Source organism: Ralstonia pickettii (assembly GCF_030582395.1).
Classification (GTDB): domain Bacteria; phylum Pseudomonadota; class Gammaproteobacteria; order Burkholderiales; family Burkholderiaceae; genus Ralstonia; species Ralstonia pickettii_D.
This window is the reverse complement of the sequence record NZ_CP104382.1, coordinates 1267403-1289502: the sequence shown is the minus strand read 5'-3', so window position 1 is coordinate 1289502 and position 22100 is coordinate 1267403. Positions and strand designations below refer to the sequence as shown.

General features: G+C 64.1%; 16 protein-coding genes and 1 pseudogene. 15 read left to right on the top strand and 2 right to left on the bottom strand.

Annotated features, from left to right (window positions below):
* Positions 1-446 precede the first annotated feature (446 nt).
* From N5B55_RS22520 to N5B55_RS22495, 6 genes and pseudogenes are all read left to right on the top strand, one after another.
* Positions 447-905 carry a (2Fe-2S)-binding protein gene (locus N5B55_RS22520; protein WP_004631388.1) on the top strand — a complete coding sequence of 153 codons (459 nt, stop codon included), beginning with the start codon at positions 447-449 and terminating at the stop codon, positions 903-905.
* A gap of 20 nt (positions 906-925) precedes the next feature.
* Positions 926-3169, top strand: coding sequence for a xanthine dehydrogenase family protein molybdopterin-binding subunit (locus N5B55_RS22515; RefSeq protein ID WP_304540125.1), 2244 nt, complete (start codon positions 926-928; stop codon positions 3167-3169).
* 143 nt (positions 3170-3312) lie between these two features.
* The gene (locus tag N5B55_RS22510; protein WP_009240025.1) at positions 3313-3747 is read left to right on the top strand and encodes an organic hydroperoxide resistance protein; all 435 of its coding nucleotides are present in this window, start codon (positions 3313-3315) and stop codon (positions 3745-3747) included.
* A complete protein-coding gene (locus N5B55_RS22505) occupies positions 3747-4343 on the top strand; it encodes a nucleotidyltransferase family protein (protein ID WP_304540124.1) in 597 nt (198 codons plus the stop codon). Before N5B55_RS22510 ends, N5B55_RS22505 begins: the two co-directional genes overlap by 1 nt.
* Positions 4344-4708: 365 nt before the next feature.
* On the top strand, positions 4709-5605 hold the full coding sequence (locus tag N5B55_RS22500; RefSeq protein WP_304540123.1) for a LysR family transcriptional regulator: 897 nt from the start codon (positions 4709-4711) through the stop codon (positions 5603-5605).
* 163 nt (positions 5606-5768) lie between these two features.
* Positions 5769-6760, top strand: a pseudogene (locus N5B55_RS22495) (AI-2E family transporter).
* A gap of 31 nt (positions 6761-6791) precedes the next feature.
* Here N5B55_RS22495 and N5B55_RS22490 read toward each other — a convergent pair.
* Entirely contained in the window at positions 6792-7508 is a 717-nt protein-coding gene (locus N5B55_RS22490; RefSeq protein WP_304540122.1) for a TetR/AcrR family transcriptional regulator, read from the bottom strand.
* Between the two features lie 362 nt (positions 7509-7870).
* On the opposite strand from N5B55_RS22490, the gene N5B55_RS22485 reads away from it, so the two are divergent.
* The 6 genes from N5B55_RS22485 (at position 7871) to N5B55_RS22460 (ending at position 17388) form a co-directional block, all read left to right on the top strand.
* Entirely contained in the window at positions 7871-9037 is a 1167-nt protein-coding gene (locus N5B55_RS22485) for an efflux RND transporter periplasmic adaptor subunit (RefSeq protein WP_304540121.1), read from the top strand.
* Positions 9034-12201: an efflux RND transporter permease subunit gene (locus N5B55_RS22480; protein WP_304540120.1), complete on the top strand. Its 3168-nt coding sequence runs from the start codon at positions 9034-9036 to the stop codon at positions 12199-12201. Before N5B55_RS22485 ends, N5B55_RS22480 begins: the two co-directional genes overlap by 4 nt.
* A gap of 2 nt (positions 12202-12203) precedes the next feature.
* On the top strand, positions 12204-13667 hold the full coding sequence (locus N5B55_RS22475) for an efflux transporter outer membrane subunit (RefSeq protein WP_178961336.1): 1464 nt from the start codon (positions 12204-12206) through the stop codon (positions 13665-13667).
* Positions 13668-13754: 87 nt separating this feature from the next.
* Positions 13755-15080: a paraquat-inducible protein A gene (locus N5B55_RS22470; RefSeq protein WP_304540119.1), complete on the top strand. Its 1326-nt coding sequence runs from the start codon at positions 13755-13757 to the stop codon at positions 15078-15080.
* A gap of 47 nt (positions 15081-15127) precedes the next feature.
* Positions 15128-16723, top strand: a complete 1596-nt coding sequence (locus N5B55_RS22465; protein ID WP_304540118.1) for a PqiB family protein — start codon at positions 15128-15130, stop codon at positions 16721-16723.
* Positions 16720-17388 (top strand): PqiC family protein, encoded by a 669-nt coding sequence (locus N5B55_RS22460; protein ID WP_304540117.1) that lies wholly within the window; start codon positions 16720-16722, stop codon positions 17386-17388. The genes N5B55_RS22465 and N5B55_RS22460 overlap by 4 nt, the downstream gene beginning before the upstream one ends.
* 42 nt (positions 17389-17430) lie before the next feature.
* On the opposite strand, the gene N5B55_RS22455 is transcribed toward N5B55_RS22460, so the two are convergent.
* On the bottom strand, positions 17431-18186 hold the full coding sequence (locus N5B55_RS22455) for a TetR/AcrR family transcriptional regulator (protein WP_065858606.1): 756 nt from the start codon (positions 18184-18186) through the stop codon (positions 17431-17433).
* Positions 18187-18324: 138 nt separating this feature from the next.
* Between N5B55_RS22455 and N5B55_RS22450 the strand changes: the two genes are divergently transcribed.
* From N5B55_RS22450 to N5B55_RS22440, 3 genes are read left to right on the top strand one after another with little or no spacing between them, the layout of a single operon-like run.
* The gene (locus N5B55_RS22450) at positions 18325-20013 is read left to right on the top strand and encodes a bifunctional 3-(3-hydroxy-phenyl)propionate/3-hydroxycinnamic acid hydroxylase (protein WP_369812441.1); all 1689 of its coding nucleotides are present in this window, start codon (positions 18325-18327) and stop codon (positions 20011-20013) included.
* Positions 20014-20023: 10 nt separating this feature from the next.
* On the top strand, positions 20024-21094 hold the full coding sequence (locus N5B55_RS22445) for a VOC family protein (RefSeq protein WP_304540116.1): 1071 nt from the start codon (positions 20024-20026) through the stop codon (positions 21092-21094).
* 49 nt (positions 21095-21143) lie between these two features.
* Positions 21144-22097, top strand: coding sequence for a fumarylacetoacetate hydrolase family protein (locus N5B55_RS22440; protein WP_304540115.1), 954 nt, complete (start codon positions 21144-21146; stop codon positions 22095-22097).
* Positions 22098-22100 lie beyond the last annotated feature (3 nt).

Genomic DNA, 22100 nt, shown 5'->3' with positions numbered 1-22100 from the left:
CGATTCGGCGCACGGATTGCGCCACACACAAGGCCCGTCGCCGTTTAGGGCACGGACCGGTCAAACACCGGAACGAGGGGGAAAGAGAGGTCTACGCGCTTACACGCGTAGTAGAGAAGCGGATAGCAGACCGCGCACGCACGAGAGGGTGCGGGCAGGAGCGGTACGGAGGTTGGTCTGCTGAGAATGCATCTGGCGATAGTGATGGCGGCGCCGGGGTGTTGTCAAGCTGCGTGGGCGGATTCCGGACGGTTTTTTGGGATAGACGAAACACCGGATCCGAGAGCCGACGAAAACGTGTGCAGCCCGCCAGAAGCCATGTGATGTGGGCGCCAGCAGAACCCATCCGAACCTGCTTTAATACACCCCGTCCATGCCGCCAGCCCGCTATATCAAGGGGTTTATAACGGCAAGACTCCCTCACGCCCCACAAGGAGAATCCCACAATGGTCACGTTGAACATCAACGGTAAACCGGTGGAAGTTGATGCTGATCCGTCGACGCCGCTGCTCTGGGCGTTGCGCGACAACCTCGGTCTGACTGGCACGAAATTCGGTTGCGGTGTCGCGTCGTGCGGCGCCTGCACCGTGCATCTGAACGGCCAGCCGACGCGCAGCTGCGTGCTGCCGATTTCTGCGGTGGCCGGCCAGCAGATCACCACGTCCGAACACATCGCCGATGACAAGGTCGGCAAGGCCGTGCTTGACGCCTGGGTCAAGCACGACGTGGCGCAATGCGGCTACTGCCAGAGCGGCCAGATGATGAGCGCGGTGGGTTTGCTGCGCACCAAGAAGAAGCCGACCGACGCCGATATCGACAGCGCGATGGCCGGCAACCTGTGCCGCTGTGCGACGTACCAGCGCATTCGCGCGGCCATTCACGACGCGGCGAAATCGCTGGCCTGAGCCCCACCGGAGAATTCACGATGCGTATTCGAAATCTTGAAGCGCTGGCCGGTGGCGGCGCGCAACATCAGGCGGCGTCTGCGGATGCCGGGCCGGCAACGCTCGATCGCCGCAGCTTTCTGAAGCTCACGACGCTGGCCGGCGGCGGTCTGGCGCTGGGTGTGGCGCCGATGCTGGCCGGCGCGCAGGACGCCAAGGCCAAGCCGCCTTCGCCGCCGCAGGCGTTCATCATCATTGCCCCGGACAACACGGTCACCGTGGCGGTCAACCGGCTCGAATTCGGTCAGGGCGTGCACACGGCATTGCCGATGGCGCTGGCCGAAGAACTCGACGTGGACTGGCGCAACGTGCGCGGCATGTTGGCGCCCGCGGGCGACCCGTACAAAGACCCCGGCTTCGGCATCCAGATGACGGGCGGTTCGACCGCGCTGAACCACTCGTTCCAGCAATACCGCGAGCTGGGCGCGCGTGCCCGGGCGATGTTGATCGCTGCGGCAGCCGAACGATGGAAGGTTGATCCGTCGACATGCCGCACCACCAATGGCGTGGTCACGTCGGGCAGCCACCGCGCCACGTATGGAGAACTGGCCCAGGCGGCGATGGCGCTGCCGGTGCCGGCGCAGGTCACGCTGAAGAATCCGTCGCAGTTCCGCATTGTCGGCAAGCCGACGCCGCGCCTCGATGCGCGCGCGAAGCTCGACAGCTCGCTCAAGTTTGGCCTCGACACGCGCCTGCCCAACATGAAGGTGGCGGTGCTGGCCCGCCCGCCACGCTTTGGCGGCAAGGTGGCCAAGTACGACGCAGCGGCGGCCAAGGCGGTGAAGGGCGTGGTCGATGTGCTGCAGATCCCGACCGACCGTGGCGGCACGGGTGTGGCCGTGATTGCCGACGGGTACTGGCCAGCCAAGCAGGGCCGCGATGCGTTGCAGGTCACGTGGGAAGACGCCGGCTCGACGGTGTCCACACCGGCGCTGATGGAGGAGTACAAGAAGCTCGCCGGCCAGCCCGGAACGGTGGCCAAGGCTGGCGACGTGAGCGCAATCCAATCCGCCGCAACGCGCATTCAGGCCGATTACGAATTCCCGTACCTCGCGCACGCGCCGATGGAGCCGCTGAACTGCACGATCGATCTGCAGAAGGACGGCGGCAAGACCACGGGTGCGAAGGTGTGGGTCGGCTCGCAGTTCCAGACCATCGACCAGGGTGCCATCGCCAAGGTGCTCGGCGTATCGCCCGAGAAGATCGAGCTGAACACGATGATGGCGGGCGGCGGTTTTGGCCGGCGCGCGATCGTCACGTCGGACTACGTGGTGGAAGCCGCCAATGTGGCCAAGGCTTATGCGGCGGCCGGACACAACGGCCCCGTCAAGGTGATCTGGAGCCGCGAAGACGACATCCGCGGCGGCTACTACCGCCCGATGCATCTGCACCGCGTCAACGTGGGCGTGGACAGCAGCGGCAAGGTCGTCGGCTGGGATCACGTGATCGTCGGCCAGTCGATCCTCAAGGGCACCCCGTTTGAAGCCTTCATGGTCAAGAACGGTGTGGACGAGACCATGGTCGAGGGCGTGATCGAAAACGACTACGGCTTCCCGATGCAGTTGACGGTGCACCATCCGGACGTGAACGTGCCGGTGCTGTGGTGGCGTTCCGTGGGCCACACGCATACGGCTTACGTGATGGAAACGATGGTCGACGAGGTGGCGCATGCCGCCAAGCAAGACCCCGTGGCCTTCCGCCTGGCCCGCTTTACCGGCAAGGAGCACGAGCGCCATCGTGCGGCGCTTCAACTGGCCGTCGACAAGTCCGGCTACGGCAAGCGCAAGCTGCCCAAGGGCCAGGCCTGGGGCGTGGCGGTGCATGCGTCGTTCGAATCGGTGGTGGCATATGTGGTTGAGGTTTCCGTCGATCAGGGCAAGCCGCGCGTGCATCGCGTCACGGCTGGCGTGCATGCGAACCGCGTGGTCAATCCGATGGGAGCGGAAGCGCAGATCCAGGGCGCTTGCGTGTTCGGCCTGGCGATGATTCAACCCGGCTTTGCCATCGACATCGAAAACGGCGCCACCAAGAACAGCAACTTCACCGACTTCCCGCCCGTGCGCATGCCCGACGCGCCGCCGGTGAACGTGTTCTTCGTGCCATCGGAAGACAACCCGACCGGCCTGGGCGAACCCGGCACGCCGCCGATTGCACCGGCTGTGGCCAACGCGTTGTTCACCCTGACCGGCAAGCGTCAGCGCAAGCTGCCGTTCGATACGGTCTAGTTGTCATCATCGTGTGATGAGATGGAAGCCGGCATGCAGTCCTGTGTGCCGGCTTTCTTGTTCTTGCAGCCTCGTATCTCCCAGATTTGCGGACCGATTCTTGCGTTCGCGATTGCGTTGTTCACCCACCGGAGGAGCATGTCATGGCATTGAATATCCTGTACACCGCCCACGCCAAGGCCACAGGCGGCCGCAACGGCCACACGCAAACCGAAGACGGCCAGGTCTCGCACGACCTGTCGGTGCCCAAGGCCATGGGCGGCCCCGGCAAGCCCAACACCACTACGCCCGAAGACCTGTTTGCCGCCGGCTACGCAGCGTGCTTCGGCTCGGCGTGCGACTTCGTTGCGAAGAGCATGCTCAAGCTCAATCCGAGCAACATCGAGATCCACTGCGACGTGGGTATCGGTACGCGCGAGGAGGGCGGTTTCGGCCTGAAGGTGGGCCTGACCGCACGGATCAGCGGTCTGTCGCAAGCCGATGCCGAGAAACTGGTGGCCCAGGCGCACCAGGTGTGCCCGTATTCGAACGCCACGCGTAACAACGTGGAAGTCACGCTCAAGACCGAGGTGGTCTGATGCCGCAGCGGCCTGTTGTTGGTGTGTTGCTGGCTGCAGGCCGCGGCAGCCGCTTTGATGCAGCGGGCGTGGTCAACAAGCTGCTTGCCCCGCTGCCCGACGGCACGCCCGTGGCAGTCCAGGCCGCCCGCCACCTGAAGCAGGCCTTGGGCGATGTGGTAGCCGTAGTGCCTGCCGCTGCCACGCATGGCGCGCAGGTCGATCAATTGGCCGCACTGTTAGGCGAAGCAGGCTGCGAAGTCCTCCGCTGTGCCGATGCCGCACGCGGCATGGGTGCCAGTCTGGCTGCCGGTGTGGCTGCGCGCCCGCAAGCCGGCGGGTGGATCATCGCCCTGGCCGACATGCCGTGGATTGCCTGCGAAACCATCACCCAAGTCGCCAACGCACTCGATCCGCATCATTGCGTTGCACCTTTTCACGCGGGGCAGCGGGGCCACCCAATGGGCTTCGGCGCCGACTTTTTCGCGGGCCTCACATCGCTCGACGGTGACGAGGGGGCGCGCCGACTGGTCGACCCTGCCAAGCTCATCCGCATTGCGTCCGATGACGCGGGCATTCTGCGCGATGTCGACACACCCGCCGATCTTGCCGGCTGATCTCACACCGTCGGCGTACAGCGACGCGCCACTGTGTAGCTGGCGTCGTTAAATCGCCGCGGTCGTGGTCGGGCTCACGAGCGAACGGCCCCGGCGTTATCAATCTTCTCCTTGCATACGCTTCGTCGCAGTCGACGCGTGAGGAAGCGCTTGCGCCCCGAAACTATTCCCCTGCGAAATTTTTCCCGCTGTCCATAAATCATCATAGTTGACAAAGTTATCAATTATGACTAGATTACGCAGACTCGCGGCGGAACGAGCCTTAAACAGGCTGCAGGCGACTGCCGGGCGGTTCAGTGCGCTCAACGTCTCAGGCAACTGCCGCATCAACGTACGCCGACCGGCGAGCCTTGTTCGAGGTGCATATGGATCATTTCGAGAGCTTGCGGCTCTTCCGTACGATCGTTGAGGTCAGGAATTTCAGGCGGGCGGGGCAGATGCTTGGTGTATCGCCATCCGTCGTTTCACGGGCGATGACAGCTCTGGAGGAGCGTCTCGGCGCGCGCCTCTTTCACCGATCCACAAAGCAGTTTTCGCTGACGGACGCGGCGCACAGGTTTTATGACGGCTGCTGCCGTGTGCTCGACGATCTGGACTGCCTTGAATCGGATGCGCGCAGCCAGGGTCATCTACCTGTCGGCGTCCTGCGGTTGGTCGCCCATACGACAGCAACATCTGCGTGGCTGGCTGAGCTGGTGTCGTCGTTCAAGCGGATGCACCCGAACCTCATGGTGGAGGTGACATTGGCGGAAGGTGTTGTCGATCTTGCAACGGAGGGGTACGACATCGGCCTGGTATTGCCCTTCATGCTGGCAACCGATCTGGCCGTGCCTCGTATGCTGCTGCGCTTGCCGTTGGCCATCGTGGCTGCACCTGACTACTTGGAATCGCATGTGCACCCGCGTCACCCGATTGACCTGTCGGACCACGTTTTCGTGACCGTGCCGCCTTCGGTGCATAAGCCCATCGTGACCTTCCGCGCGGATGGAGCGCCTCTCGTGGTTCCATTGCAATACGAAATCACCTCGAACAACGCCGCATTCAACCGTGAAGTCGTGCTGGCCGGACTCGGCATGGGGCTGTTGCCGTTGGCGCTGGTTGAAGACGATCTGCGCGAAGGGCGCCTCGTCCGGTTGCTTGGCGAACATGAAATCCTGGATACCGCAGCGGAGGTTCGCCTCGCTTACATGAGCCGAACGTTGGTGCCCGCCAGGGTCAGGGCATTCATTGACCACACCGTCGCGTACTTTGAGGAGAAGTGAGTTGCGGGTTTCGTCTTCTCGGTCAGGCACCGTTGTTGGCCCTTGCGAACGGTGCAATGTCGATCACCGGGGGCATGCGCGTTTATCGAGAACGCTGGTGCCCGCTCTGATCCGGCGCCAGGCTTGGTTGTGGGGCCTTGTCGCGCTTGCCGTCGGTGTCCTCATGTGGGCATTGCGGCCCGTGCTGACGCCGTTCCTGCTTGGCGCGCTCATCGCCTACATGCTGCAGCCCGGGTGGAGTGGCTGACGCGGCACCGCGTGCCCCGCTGGCTCGCAGCGTTGGCGATGATCCTGTGCTTTGCGGCGATGGCCGCACTGCTCGTTACGCTGATGTTTGCGGTCGTCCAGACCGAGGGTCCGCAACTCCAGGCAAAGATTCCTGTGTTGCTTGCCAACCTCAATGCATGGCTGCAGCCGAAGCTGGCCGTTCTTGGGCTTGGTGTCGACCTGGATTTAACACATCTACGTGATCTGCTGGCCGGACCGCGCAATGGTGACGATGGCACGTATGCCCTTGCCATCTGGCAATACCTGCGCTCAAGCGGCAACGCAATGTTGACCGTGGTGGGTAACGTGGTGCTCGTTCCGCTGGTGTTGTTCTATCTGCTCTACGACCGCCACCAGATGTTTCGGCGCATGGAAAGCCTTGTTCCGCGCCGATGGCTCGCCAGGACGCGGGCGTTCGTCATCGACATCGACCGGATGCTCTCGCAATACCTGCGCGGGCAGCTCCTGGTGATGGTCGTGCTGGCCGCGTTTTACCCCATCGCCCTGACGCTGGCCGGTTTCGAGATTGCATTGCCTCTGGGCTTGTTCACTGGTCTTGCGGTGTTCATCCCCTATGTCGGATTTGCCGTGGGCCTTGCGCTTGCCCTATTGGCCGCCGCGCTGCAGTTTGGCGACCTTTACGGTATCGGCGCTGTTGCTGTGGTGTATGGCCTCGGCCAGATCGTTGAGAACGTCTTCCTCACGCCGCGCCTGATCGGCGAACGCATTGGCTTGCACCCATTGGCGGTGATCTTTGCATTGCTGGCCTTTGGCCATTTGTTCGGGTTCTTCGGCGTGCTACTGGCTTTGCCTGCGAGTGCCATTCTTGCAGCCGCGCTGCGGGAACTGCGCCACCGCTATCTGGCGAGCGCGCTCTATCAAGCCTGATCCATGCGCCCTCGCCAGACAATGCGAGGGCTTAGACGGCGTGTGCCGCGTCACCGTCTTCGACTGCGGGTAAGGGCAGTTGCGCAATTCTTTCTGCTTCAGGGCGCTTGACTCCAAGCGCCTGGAGCACGAAGACGGCCGCACGTTCGGCCAGGTGCTCGACACGCACCGCAGCGGCCGGGTGGTCGCGCCCGGAAACGGCCGCGGTCGCCGCAAAGTGCAGCTCCGCCGCAACACCGGCGAGCACTGTCCCAATTACGGAAAGCACGCTGGTTAACGGATCGGCCACCACAAAGCGCTTGGCCGCAAGCCCGCGCTTGCTGTCGCGCAGCAGGCGCAAACCGAGGCCGCGCGTCAGGGCGCGTGTGGACACGCCTTCGCGCATCAGCAGCCGGCCCCAGACCGGTTCGCGTTGCGCCCGCAGCAGTGTGTGACGGACCGCGATGGCGATGACTTCGGCCGGATCGGTCAGGCCATGCGCAATGGCATCCAGCCTGTCGGCAAAGTCTTCAAACGCCCAGTCGATCAGGGCGGCAAAGAGGCCTTCCTTCGATTCGAAGTGGTTGTAGAACGAGCCGAAGCCCACATCGGCGGCTTCGGTGATCTCGTTGATGGCGACGCGCTCGATGTTTTTTTCAGACAACAGCAATAGCGCCGCCTGAAGCAGACGAGCCCGTGTTTCCTGTTTGCGACGCGCACCGCGCCGCTGGCGGCCGCCTTCTTTCACGCAATTCGTGAGGTTCCGCATAGGGGTTTGGAATGGTGTTTTCATCCCTGATGATAGTGGCTCACGTCATAGTTGACAAGTTTATCAGTTATGAGTTTAATGTCGAAATGTAGGGTCGATCAGGGTCATGTGCCCTGAGTTAGGACGCGGTGATGGGGCAAGCGCCCGGCGACAAAGGCCAGAGAGCCGTCCGCCATGGCTTGCCAGCTGAGTGCAGCCAATTGCCGAGAAGTGGTTCCTGAACGCCGTGGAGACAGGCGACTCGCGTACCCGACATCCGAGTTCCGTGACGCGTAGCCCGAGAGCCGACCGCGCAGAAGAAGCGCGGCTGCGGGATGTGCGTTACCCATTGTTCGTTAGGCCATCACTTGCTTGGAAACATCGTGAAACATCCTGGTCGACATGCGCAAACGACAGCGCGCCCCCACCTCTCCGTTGTCGGGCGTTCCAAACGAGCGCCTCTTTTCATTGCCGCCTGCTGCGCCGTGCTGCTCGCGGGCTGCCACCACAGCGAAACCCTGGTCAGCGCCCCCAAGCCGGTCGTTGCGCTGACGCTGCATCCGGACGGCAACGCCGTTGCCAACACACTGCCGGGCCAGGTGCAGGCGCGGTACTCCACACCGCTGTCGTTCCGTGTTGCCGGCAAAGTGGTCGAGCGTCGCGTGCGCATCGGCGATACCGTCAAGCAAGGTCAGGTGCTGGCGATGCTCGATCAGTCGGATCTGCGCAACGACCTCGCCAATGCGCGGGCGCAATTGGAAGCTGCCGAACATCGGCTCGTCTTCGCCAAGCAACAGCTTGACCGCGACCGTGCGCAATCGCAGGCGAACCTGATTGCGCCGGCACAGATGGAGCAGACGCAGGACGCCTACGCATCCGCGCTTGCGCGACGCGATTCCGCGCGGGCACAGGCCGCACTCGTTGGCGATCGCCTGCGCTACGCAACGCTGGTGGCCGACCACGATGGCGTCATCACCTCGGAGGATGCGGACACCGGCCAGAACGTCCAGGCGGGCCAATCGATCTATCACCTCGATTGGACGGGTGACGTCGACATCGTTTGCGATGCGCCCGAGGGCGCGTTGTCTTCACTGACCGTGGGAAGCACGGCTCGCGTAAGCCTCCCGGCTGCGCCCTCGCAAGTTTTTGAGGCACGCGTGCGCGAGGTGTCTCCCACGGCCGATCCGCAAAGCCGCACGTGGCGCGTCAAGCTGTCGCTCGTGGCGCCGAACGCAGCGGTGCGCATGGGCATGACCGCCAATATCGCCTTCGATGCGAAGAGCGACGCGGGAGCCGCGCGCCCGTTCAAGCTGCCGGTCACCGCACTCTTTCACAGGGGCGAAGAGCCCGCGGTCTGGGTGGTGCGCGCGAACACGGATACCTTGGAATTGCGCCCCGTCACCATCGCGCGCTACGACGAGCGCAGCGTGCTGGTCGCTTCCGGTTTGCGCGATGGTGATCGCGTGGTGATGCAGGGCGTGCATGCCGTCAATGCCGGTCAGCACGTGCAAGTGGTCGCCCCGCTGCACCCTGAGGACTTCCCATCATGAGCGCCGACGATCGCGAAATCGTGCAAGGCACGGCCCCAGTGGCGGCGTCAGCATCTCAGGCGGACGAAGGCGGCTTCAACTTGTCGGCATGGGCGCTGCGCCACCAGCAACTGGTGATCTTCCTGATTGGGTTGGCCACGCTTTTTGGCGTGATCGGTTACACGCACCTTGCCCAGTCTGAAGATCCACCGTTCACCTTCCGGACGATGGTGATCCAGACGTACTGGCCCGGCGCCACCGCGCGCGAAGTCCAGGAGCAGATCACCGACCGCATCGGACGCCAGCTTCAGGCGGCGCCGTATGTCGACAACATCAAGAGTTATTCGCGCCCCGGCGAGTCGATGATCTTCTTCGCCATGAAGGACTCCGCTCCCGTGAAGGACGTGCCGGAGACCTGGTATCAGGTGAGAAAGAAAGTGGGCGACATCCGCGCGACGTTGCCCAAGGGCACGGTCGGACCGTTTTTCAACGATGAGTTCGGCGATGTCTACACCAACATCTATGCGCTGGAAGGGGACGGCTTCTCGCCGGCACAACTGCACGACTATGCAGACAAGCTGCGCACCGTCCTGCTGCGCGTGCCGGGCGTCGCCAAGGTCGACTACTTCGGTGATCCGGCCGAGCACGTCTTCATCGAAATCTCCAATGCGCAGCTGACTCGGCTCGCCATCACGCCGCAGCAGATCGCACAGGCCATCGACGCACAGAACACCGTGGCACCGGTCGGCACGATCACGACAGCCGATGATCGCGTGTTCGTACGACCGACCGGCGCATTCAAGGATGTGCAGGCGTTGGCCGACATGCTGATCACGGTGAACAAGCGCACCTTCCGGCTGGGCGATATCGCGAAGATCACCCGCGGCTATGACGACCCGCCCGTGACGCAGATGCGCGCCAACGGCCATGCCGTGCTGGGCATTGGTGTCACGATGCAGAAGGGCGGCGATGTGATCGACCTCGGCAAGGCGCTCGACGCCACGGCGGTCGAACTTCAGGCGACGCTGCCTGCTGGGCTGAAGCTGTCTCCGGTTTCCAGCATGCCGCATGCCGTCAAGCACTCCGTGGATGAATTCGTGCGCTCGGTCGGTGAAGCCGTGGCGATTGTGCTGGTGGTGAGTCTGGTATCGCTGGGCTTGCGTACTGGCATGGTGGTGGTGATTTCCATCCCGATCGTGCTGGCGGTGACCGCACTTTGCATGCACGTCTTCGGCATCGGGCTGGACAAGGTGTCACTGGGCACGCTCGTGCTGGCACTCGGGCTGCTGGTGGACGACGCCATCATTGCGGTCGAGATGATGGCCGTGAAGCTCGAGCAGGGGTGGAGCCGCCTGCGCGCCGCCGCCTTTGCCTACTCGAGTACCGCATTCCCCATGCTGACCGGCACGCTGGTGACGGTGTCAGGCTTTCTGCCGATCGCGCTCGCCAAATCGAGCACGGGCGAGTACACGCGTTCGATCTTCGAGGTGTCGGCCATCTCATTGATCGTGTCGTGGTTTGCGGCCGTGGTGCTGGTGCCGCTGCTGGGCTACCACATGCTGCCCGAGCACAAGAACGGCGCAGCCGAGCATGGCCACGAGCACGATATCTACAACACCGGCTTTTATCAGCGCCTGTCGGGTTGGATCTCGTTCTGCATCGGGCGCCGATGGGCAATCCTGGGTGTCACGGCCGTGCTGTTTGCTCTGGCCATGGTGGCGTTCACCCGTGTGCCCCAGCAGTTCTTCCCGAACTCCGAGCGGCCCGAATTGCTGGTGGATCTGCGCTTGCCGGAAGGGGCGTCTTTTGTCGCCACCCTGCGCGAGGCAAAGCGCCTGGAGAAAGCACTGGATGGTCGAAAGGAGATCGAACACTTTGTCGATTACGTCGGCACCGGTGCCCCGCGTTTCTATCTGCCGCTGGACCAGCAGCTTCAGCAGCCGAACTTCGCACAGTTCGTCATCACGGCCAAGAACGTTGAAGAACGCGACGCACTGTCGCGGTGGCTGAGCGCCACGCTCGAGAAGGATTTCTCTGGCGTTCGCACCCGTGTGGCCCAGCTCGAGAACGGCCCGCCCGTGGGTTTCCCGATCAAGTTCCGTGTGAGTGGCGACAACATCGCCACCGTGCGCAACATCGCTGACAAGGTGGCCGAGAAGGTCCGTGCCGACGCGCGCACCCAGAACGTGCAGTTCGACTGGGATGAACCGGCAGAGCGTTCGATGTCGTTCGAGATCGACCAGATCAAGGCGCGCCAGCTGGGGGTGACGTCGGAAGAAGTCTCCAACTTCCTCGCCATGACGCTGTCCGGCTACACGGTCACGCAGTATCGCGAACGCGACAAGCTGATCAACGTCGACCTGCGGGCGCCGAAGACGGAGCGCGTCGACCCCGCCAAGCTCGCCGGCCTGGCCATGCCGACGCCCAACGGCCCGGTTCCGCTCGGTGCGATTGGGCATGTGCAGAACAAGCTCGAGTACGGCGTGATCTGGGAACGCGATCGCCAGCCGACCATCACGGTGCAGGCAGACGTGCGCGGCAACGCGCAGGGCATCGGCGTGACGCGTGACATCGATCAGGCCCTCGCGGCAGAACGCGCCAAGCTGCCCGTGGGGTATCGCATCCAGATTGGCGGTGCAGTGGAAGAGAGCGTGAAAGGCCAGACGTCGATCAATGCCGAGATGCCCCTGATGATCATTGCCGTGCTGACGCTGCTGATGATCCAGCTCAAGAGCTTCTCGCGCACGTTCATTGTCGTGTTGACGGCGCCGCTGGGCCTGATCGGCGTGGTGATTGCGTTGTTGCTGTTCGGCAAGCCGTTCGGGTTCGTGGCGCTGCTCGGGGTGATCGCCATGTTCGGGATCATCATGCGCAACTCCGTGATTCTGGTCGACCAGATCGACCAGGACATCGCGGCGGGCCAAAAGCGCTTCGACGCCATCATCGGCGCGACGGTGCGGCGCTTCCGGCCCATCATGCTGACGGCCGCTGCCGCCGTGCTGGCGCTGATCCCGCTGCTGCGCTCGGGCTTCTTCGGGCCGATGGCCACCGCGCTGATGGGCGGCATCACCATCGCCACGGTACTGACCATCTTCTTCCTGCCGGCGCTGTATGCCGCGTGTTTCAAGGTGCGCCCGGACGAACGGGACCTGCCTTCGACCGGCTCTGCCGCCCTGGAGAATTGATCATGAAACACTCTCGTATGACGTGCGCGCTTGTCGCAACGTCGGTGCTCGCTCTCACGGCGTGCTCCCTGGCGCCTACCGCCGTGCCGCCTGCCACGCCTTCGCCGGACCATTACGGCGTAACCTCGCAGCCAGCCAAGACGGTGGAAGCGGCCGGCGTTGCCCAGCAGTTTGATGTGGGCGCCGCGCCGGTGCCGCAATGGTGGAGGCTCTATCGCTCCGATGCGCTGAACGCGTTGGTGGAAGAAGGACTGCGCAATAACCCCACGCTGGCTGCAACGCAGAAGACCTTGTCCGCCGCCCAGGAGGAACTGCGTGCGCAGGTGGGTGCATCAACATTGCCGTCCCTGGACGCCGGGGCGCAGGTGGCACGCCAGCGTACCCCGAACCTCACGGGCGTAGGCCCCGAAGCGCTGCGCTACAACGTGTTTGTTGGGCAGTTGCAGGCGCATTACACGTTCGACTTGTTCGGTGCCACGCGCTATGCCAATGCCGCGAGCGCGGCGCGGGTGGATGTGCGTGGCTGCGAACTGGAGGCAGCACGGCGTGCCCTCGCGGCGAATATTGTCGGCGCCGTGATCAATGCGGCTGCGCTGGACCAGCAGATCGCCTTGACCGAACGTCTTGTTGTGGTGGCAGACGCGACGGCGCGGGACAGCCAGCGGCGGTACGAGCTGGGGGCGCTCTCGCATGCGCAGGCGCTGGCATCGACGCAGAGCGCCGCATCGCTGGCGGCGACGCTGCCGCAGTTGCGCCAACAGCGTGCGGTGTCGATCCACGCGTTGGCCGTGTTGCTGGGCCGCACACCGGATGCAGCGCCTGCGGTACCCGAGTTCAGCAGCCTTTCGCTGCCGAACCAGGTGCCTGTGGCCGTACCCTCGGATCTGCTCCGCGCCCGGCCGGATATCCGCGCCGCCGCTGCTGCGGTCAGGGCAGCGTCTGCGGACGCAGGCGAGGCCACCGCACAGCTTTTCCCGAGCCTGTCGCTCACTGCCTCGCTTGGTCGGGGTGGGTTGAGCTGGCCTGCGCTGCTGTCGGGGGCGGGCGGCTTATGGGCCGTGGGCGCCGGGCTGAGTCAGCCGATCTTCCACGGCGGCGCGTTGATGGCGCACCGCCGCGCCACGCTCGAGCTGTATGACGCAACGGTCCTGCAGTACAAGTCGGCGGTCTTGTCGGCATTTGAAAACGTTGCCGACACGCTCGCCGCGCTGGAGAACGATGCACAGACGCTCGCTTCAGCAGAAGTCGCTTCGACGGCTGCGCGTACGGCCTTCAACGAGACCGCCTCGCGCCGCCGCTTGGGCGCGCTGCCCGCATCTGCCGAGCAGTCGAGCGAGCTGCAGTACCTGAACGCGCAGCTCGACACCGTGCGTGCGACCAGCCGGCGCATGAGCGACACGGCTGCCTTGCTGCAGGCCATGGGTGAACTGCCCGCAAACACTGTCCAGACGATCGCCAAGGACTGACATTGCCTTTGGATGGGCTCGGCCTCCACGCGACTCGCGTGGAGTGCCGTGCTTCGCCCGCAATGCCGTTTGGCTCCGTCCACGCCCATGGAATCCACCCACCTGATTGCCTGCCATGAGTGCGACCGCGTGTTTCGGCGGCCGCCGCCGTTGGAAGGCTTGAACGTCCGATGCTCGCGTTGTGCGAGCGACCTGAGCAGCGCCCATCTCGCCCGGCCGACCCTCGACAACGCAGCTGCGATGGCGGTGGCAGCGCTCATTACGCTGGTGATCGCGCAGTGCTTCCCGATCATTGCCCTCAAGGCCCAGGGGATGACGTCGCAAGCCACGTTGCTTGATGCAGTGTCCTCACTTTGGGCGGGACACATGGGCGTCGTGGCTGCGGTCGTGTTTTTCACCACCACGCTTTTCCCATCGATGGAATTGCTCGCGTTGCTTTACGTGTTGCTCCCGTTGCGCGCCGGCAGTGTGCCGCCCGGATATCGCCTCGTCATCCGCTTTCTCCAATGGCTTCGCCCTTGGGGAATGATCGAAGTGTTCATGCTCGGCGTGCTGGTCACGACGGTCAAGATGATCAGCCTCGCGCGCGTCATTCCCGGTGCAGGCCTGTTTGCCTTCGGCGCGTTGACGGTGCTTCTGGCGCTGGTTTCGCGCTTCGATCCGCACAGGCTCTGGCATGCGTGCGACGAGATCAAGGGTGGGGATGGCGCAGCGCCGTCTGGCGAACTGCGAACTGGCGCGTCGTTGAAAGAACCGTTCGTGGCGGACTCGCTCAAGGCCGTTTCCGCAAAGCAGGCGGGGCTGGTGGTCTGCCACACGTGCGGCAGCGTGCAACAGCGGGATGGCGTCGGGTCGCATCCGCGGTGCCGTCGTTGCCATACGGCCCTGCACGAACGCCGCCCGGCCAGCGTTTCGCGGACTGCCGCATTGCTCCTGGCTGCCGCGCTGCTGTACATCCCGGCCAACCTGCTGCCGGTGATGCACAGCACCTCACTCGGGCGCTCGGAAGACGACACGATCCTGAGCGGGGTGGCGTACTTCTGGACCTCCGGCGACTGGGGCCTCGCTGCGGTCGTCTTTATTGCGAGCGTGGTGGTGCCAATGCTCAAGCTCGCCATTCTTGCGGTGCTGGTATTCGCGGCACGCCGGCGCTCGACATGGCGTCCGCACGAGAGGACACGGCTTTATCGCCTCGTCGAACGCATCGGCAGGTGGTCGATGCTCGATGTGTTCGTGGTGGCGCTCACGGTTGCACTGGTGCACTTCGGCTCCTTCGCTGTCATCACCGCGGGCCCGGGGGCACTGGCATTTGGCGCTGTGGTGATCCTGACCATGATCGCCTCCATGCAATTCGACCCCCGGCTTATCTGGGACCCGATCACCGACGAAGCACCCGCGCACGCCGATTCCTGAGCGGGTCTCGCGCACACCGTCCGTCCGCCTTCTCTTCCTTGTAAGCAATGCGTCCTATCGATCTACCTCTTCCCGAAATCACGCCTCCACGGCGTTGGCTTCCTTCCATTGTGTGGCTCGTGCCGCTGATCGCGGCGTTGATCGGGCTTGCGCTGGTCGCCAAGACCATCGCCGAGAAAGGCCCTGTCGTGACCGTCACCTTTTCCAATGCCGAGGGCCTTGAGGCAGGCAAGACAAAGGTGAAGTACAAGGACGTCGAGATCGGCACGATACAAGCCATCTCGCTCACACCGGATCTGAAGCGCGTGACGGTGAAGATCCAGCTGGCGCGCGAAGCCGAGCGCTTTGCGGCCAAGGACACCCGGTTTTGGGTGGTCCGACCGCGCGTGGGCGCGAGCGGCATATCCGGGCTGGGCACGTTGCTTTCCGGCGCGTATATCGGCGTGGATATCGGGCGCTCCAAAGACAGCCAGACCCAGTTCGTGGGGCTGGAGAGTCCGCCTTCCGTCACCACGGATCAGCAGGGGCGCCAGTTCTCGCTGCACGGCGACTCGCTCGGTTCCGTCGATATCGGTGCGCCGGTCTTCTATCGCCACCTGCAAGTGGGGCAAGTGGTGGGCTTTGCGTTGGACAAGCAGGGCGCGGGCGTGCAGGTGAAAGTCTTCGTCAACGCACCCTACGACAAATACGTCGGGACCAACACGCGCTGGTGGCATGCCAGCGGGGTCGACCTCCGGCTCGATTCCAGCGGCCTGAAGCTGAATACGCAATCGCTGGCCACCGTCATCGTTGGCGGGCTGGCGTTCCAGACGCCCCAAGGCCAGCCGGATGGGCCGCCGCCCCCGGACAGCGCGGTGTTCTCGCTGGCGTCCGATGAATCGGACGCAATGCGCGAGCCCGACGGCGCGCCGCTGACTGTGGTCATGCGATTCAACCAGTCGCTGCGCGGTCTGTCTGTGGGTGCGCCTGTGGATTTGCGCGGCATTGCACTGGGCAACGTCACCGATATCGGCATCGAATATGACGAGACGGGCAAAACGTTCAGCATGCGCGTCACCATGGCGCTATATCCATCGCGGCTCAGCCGGCGCACCAACACGTCGCTTCCTGCGCCGGACACGCCGGGCGGCCATGAGCTGCTGCAGCACTTGGTCATGCAGGGTTTGCGCGGGCAACTCCGCATGGGCAACCTCCTGACCGGACAGCTGTACGTTGCGCTTGATATGTTCCCCAAGGCGCCGCGTGCGACGGTCGATGTGCACCGGTCGCCGGTGGAGCTGCCGACCGTGCCGAATTCGCTGGATGAACTGCAGGTGCAGCTTGCCGACATCGCGAAGAAACTCAACCAGGTGCCGTTTGACAAGATTGGCAACAACCTGAATGGCACGCTCGAAAACGCGAACCGGCTGTTCGGTCATCTCGATACAGACGTGGTGCCGCAGGCGCGCGACACGCTGGCATCCGCGCAGCAGACCTTCAACGCAGCGCAGGCAACCTTGCGACAGGACTCGCCGCTCCAGTCGGATGTGCACGAGGCAATGCAGGAATTGACGCGCACGCTTCAATCGCTCAATGCGCTGACGGACTACCTGGAGCGCCACCCGGAGTCGCTGCTGTTTGGCAAGAAAGGAGATGCGCGGTGAAGTTGTTCCGTTCCCCGATTGGCCGCGTGCTTGCTGGCGCGGTTGTCAGCGCGGCGCTGACGGCTTGCACCTCGCCGCCGGCGCGCTTCCATAGCCTGGTGGCCGCCGATGGCGTTGCGGCGGCAGCGCGGGCACAGGCCCCTGTGCAAGCGTTCCTGGTGGATGTGCTGCCGGTGCGTGTGCCGCCGTCGGTGGCGGGCAGGCGTCTGATCGTCCAGGCCGGGTCAGGTCAGGTGGACGTCCTGGAAATGGACCGCTGGGCTTCGCCTGTGGCAGATGAGATTCGTGGGGCGCTGTCGTCCGGGCTGGCATTGCAGACCGGCGCGATCGACCTGCACGGCCTTCCATACGATGGCAGACGGCCAGCATACCGCGTGGCCGTCGATATAAAGCGGTTTGATGCGTGGCGCGGCTCGCATGTCCTGATCGATGCCGTCTGGTCGATTCGCACTATGGAAGACCGTGAGGTGCTGACTTGCCGCAGCGTCGTTCGGGAGGACGTATCCCCCGGTATCGAAGGCGTGGTCCAAGGCCATCGACGCGCGCTGAAAGCGCTGGCTTCACAGATAGCCACGGCCCTGCTGGCTCACACTGCTGCACCGTCTCAGGTGGTGCGTCCGATGCCCGGTTGCCTGGATCCGGCGGTCAGCGCCGCCGCCCCGTGAGATTGCCGCATACACGCCTGCGCGCCAACGCGGGCGGTCAAATCAGCTTGCGCTGTCTGCCATCTCCACAACGGGCAGCGGCCGGGCCGCCACTTTTTCGGCTTCCGCGCGTTTGATCCCTAGCGTCTGGAGCAGCGCAGCCGCCGTACGTTCGGGGAAGTGCTCCCCTGAAAACCCCAACTCTTTGACGATGTTGGCGGCCGGCGCATCGGGCGCCAAGAAGTTGAGTTCCGCCGAGATTGCGGTCAGCACGGTGCCGCCGACTGACAGAAAGGTAATGAACGGATCCGCCAGGACAAACCGTTTTGCCGCGATGCCGCGCTCGATATCGCGCAGCAAGCGCTGGCCCAGGCCGTGTGTCAGCACGCGCGCCGAGAAGCCCTCGCGAATGAGAAAGCGGCCCCACACAGGCTCGCGCCGCGCCCGGACCAACGTATGCCGTACCGATACCGAAATGATCTCGGCCGCGTCGGATAGCCCTTCCGTCACCTTGTCGAGCGAATCGGCGAACTCGTCGAACACCGCGCTTACCAGCGCGGCGTAGATGGCTTCTTTCGACTCGAAGTGGTTGTAGAACGACCCGAAACCAACGTCCGCCGCCTCGGTGATCTCGTTGATGGCAACGCCCTCCATGCCCCGTTCAGCCATGAGCCGAAGCGCGGCATCCAGCAAGCGCGCGCGCGTTTCCCGTTTGCGCCGTGCGCCACGGGGCTCGCGTTCGTCAGCGGCGGGCGCCGCAGGAGTGGGCGTCTTCGCAACGGAGCGCTTCGGAGTTCGGCGTGTCTCGGTGGTGGCCATGATGGTCTGGTGGTCCTTGTCGTGGCCGGAATTATAGATTCGAATGTCGATATTGACAAAATCATCAGCGATGACTTTAATGTCAAAAAAAGGGCGAAAGAAGCCTGACTGAGACGTAGACCAAGAAATGGAGTAGCGGTGGAGACAAATGCACATACGCGTGCCAGTTCACGCGTGGCAGAGGATGCGCGCCCCCAGGCGGCAGGCGCGTTGCCATCTCAGGTGGATGTTCTGGTCGTGGGGCTCGGCCCGGTCGGAGCGATGGTGGCCCATCTGCTGGCGCGCGAGGGCGTAAGCGTGATGGCGATCGACAAGGCGCCAGATATCTACATGGCCCCGCGTGCCATCGCGCTGGATAACGAGGCCTTGCGAATCCTGCAGTTGGCCGGCATCGGGGAAAGCGATTTCGAAACGGTGGCCATTCCGCATGTCCGCATGCATTCGCCCTGGCTGGGCGAATTCGGGCGGGTCAACACGCTAGGCAGCCTGGACGGTCATCCGAAGCTCGTCACGTTCTATCAGCCCGATCTGGAGCGCTGCCTGCGCGCCCGTCTGGCGGCACATGGCAATGTGCATGTCGCGCTCGGCACCACGCTGCTCAGTCTGACGAATCTGCCGGATGGGGTACTGGCCTCGTTGGATGTCGGACGCGGGCAGGTGCGTCGGGTCCGCGCCCGCTATTTGGTGGGCGCAGACGGTGCGAGTTCGCTCGTGCGGCACCTGATCGGCCAGGAATTCAGGGGCACGACGTATGCCGAGGATTGGCTCATTGTCGACGCGCGACATGTTCCCAAGCCGATCGACCACGTTGAATTCCTCTGCGATCACCGGCGTCCCACGCCGCACATGGTCGCCCCCGGTGCGCGCGAGCGCTGGGAGTTCATGCTTCAGCCGGGCGAGAGCCGCGAAGAGATGGAGTCGGACAGCCGCATTCGCCAGTTGCTCGCACCGTGGACGGACGTTGACAGCATCACGATCGAGCGCAAGGCGGTGTATCGCTTCCATGCCAGAACCGTCGACCGGTTCAGCGTTGGGCGGGTTTTCCTCGTGGGCGATGCGGCTCACATCACGCCACCGTTTGTCGGCCAGGGGCTGGTTGCCGGACTGCGGGACGCCGCCAACCTGAGCTGGAAGCTGGCCTGGGTGCTTCAGGGGCGGGCGGACGCTCGGATACTCGACACCTACGACGAGGAGCGCCGCCCGCACGCGAAAGCCATGATCAATCTCGCGCGATTCATGGGCAAGCTGGTGATGCCGCGCAGCGCCCCGATCGCGCTGTTGACGCACGGCGTGATGCGCTTGACCCGGCTGGTGCCCGGCCTGCGCTCGCAGTTCGAGGAACTGCGCATCAAGCCGAAGAACGCGTTCAAGACCGGCCTGTTTGTCAAAGGATGCTCGTCAACCAAGCTGACGCGCGGCGGAGTGATTCAGCAGGGCTGGGTCAGGAATGCGCAAGGGCAGACGCGCCTGAGCGACGACGTGTTCGGCCACGGATACACGCTTGTCAGTTTCGGATGCGACGCCCGCGCGTCGCTGGCGCCCGCAACGGCAGCCGCATTCGAACGCCTGGGCGGTACGTTCGCTCGGATCGCGCATCGTGGGCAGCCGTTGCACCGTGACGTGCCCGGCGTTTGGGAAGACCTCAACGGCACGTTCCTTCCCGATGCGGTGCCCGTTGGCTGGGCCGCCGTCGTGCGCCCGGACCGCACGGTCGTCCATGACGGGCCAGCCGCCGATGCTGACCGCCTCGTCAGCGAGAGCCTGGCGATGCTCGGTGCCCGTCCCGAGCCAGAGCCCGCCACTGCCGCCGCCGTTCAATCCGCCTGAGTGTCTTGCCATGAAACTCACCACAGCACAGCCCGCTCGTCATCCCCAACCGACGACAAAGGCGTTGGCGCTCGCCTACCTGATGTTCGATCGGCCCGATCTCGAACGCGCCGAGCGGTTCCTCAATGACTTTGGTCTCGTGACGGTGCGGCGCGATGAGGCGACATTGCTCTTGCGCGGAACCGGCGCGGCGCCGTTCTGCTATGTCGTGCGCAAGGCGCCAAAAGCCGCGTTTGCCGGCTTCGGGTTGCAGGTTGCCGGACGCACAGCGTTGGATGCCCTGGCGAAACTGCCCGGGGCATCGTCGGTGGAGCCATCGGCGTGGCCGGGCGGTGGCGAGCGCGTGCGGCTTGTTGATCCGTCCGGGTTCCGCGTAGACGCCATTGCCGGCCAGGCGCCCGCAGCCGAGCTGCCGCACCGTTCACCGTTGCCGTTCAACTCAGTGGATGCCCCCTTGCGCATCAACGAAACGCAACGGCCGCCCGTGAGCACACCCGAGGTGATTCGCCTCGGGCACGTTGTCCTGGAGCTTGCAGATTTTCAGGCCACCTGCGCGTGGTACACGCAGCATTTCGGTTTCATACCGAGCGACGTGCAGGTGTTGCCGGACGGCTCCCCTGCGGTTGCATTCATGCGGCTGGATTTGGGCGACACGCCGGCCGATCACCACACGCTCGCGCTGGCTCAGGGGTTTGTTTCGAAGTACAGCCACAGCGCCTTCGAGCTGATCGACGCCGATGCCGTCGGCATGGGGCACCGCATGCTGCGCGAACAGGGGTGGAAGCACGCCTGGGGGCTGGGGCGGCACATTCTCGGAAGCCAGATTTTCGATTACTGGCAAGACCCGTGGGGCGACAAGCACGAGCACTACTGCGACGGTGACCTCTTCACCGCAGATCAGCCGACCGGCATTCATCCCGTGAGCCGCGAGGCCATGTCGCAGTGGGGCCAGACCATGCCGGCCAGCTTCACCAAGCCGAAGCTGACGCCGGCAGCCGTGGCAGCCCTTATCCGGAACCTGCGGCGCAGCCCCGACCTGACGCTTCGCAAGCTGGCAACGCTCGCCCGGATCTTTGCCTGAGGCAGCGCAACGCGCCGTCTGCCGTTATCCATCAAACGCATTTTTCGCCATGTCCATCAATATCGTTCGCTTTGAATACCAGGATCAGACGCAATGGGGCGTGATCCGCGATACGCGCATTACGCCCGTGCCTGGCAGCTATGCCACGACGGGCGACTTCGTACGCAATTGCACGCTTGCAGGGCTGGCTGCGTTGGGTGGGGAAACGCTGTCGGTGTCGGCGGTGAAGCTGCTGTCCCCGGTCACGCGCAATCAGCAGTTCATCTGCCAGGGCGCGAACTACCGCCAGCACATGGTCGAGTCCGGCATGGACCCGGACGTGAAGACGTACAACATGATCTTCACCAAGGCGTCGAGCTGCATCGTCCCGGCCGACAGCGACGTGATCAAACCGAAGCGCGTGCAGTTTCTCGATTACGAGATCGAGCTTGGCCTCGTGATGCGCCAGGCGATTCACGGGCCAGTCGACGTGACAGACGACAACCTGCACGAATACGTGGCGGGCGCCGTGATCGTGAACGACTATTCCGCGCGCGATGTCCAGATTCCGCAGATGCAGTTCTACAAGGGCAAGTCGTTCCGTACGTTCGGGCCGGTCGGCCCGTGGCTCACGCTGCTGGAACCGCGCGAGATCTCTGCGCTCAGGAGCCTGCAGCTCAAGCTGACCGTCAACGACAAGCTGCGGCAGAACGACACGACAGCCAACCTCGTCTACGGGCCGGCCGAGACGCTGACCGAGCTGTCCCGCGTGCATGACCTGGAAGCCGGAGATCTGCTGGCCACCGGCACGCCGGCGGGCTGCGCGTTGTCGGTTCCCTCGCCGACCAAGCAGAAGATGGCCGCGATGCTGCCCGAGAAGGCGAAGTGGGAGATGTTCCTGAAAGTGCAGGCGGCGCGCCCTCAATACCTGAAGCCTGGCGACGTGGTGGAAGCACGCATCCACTCGTCGGACGGACGGATCGATCTGGGCATGCAGCGCAATCGCATCGTTGCCGAGGAGTAAGCG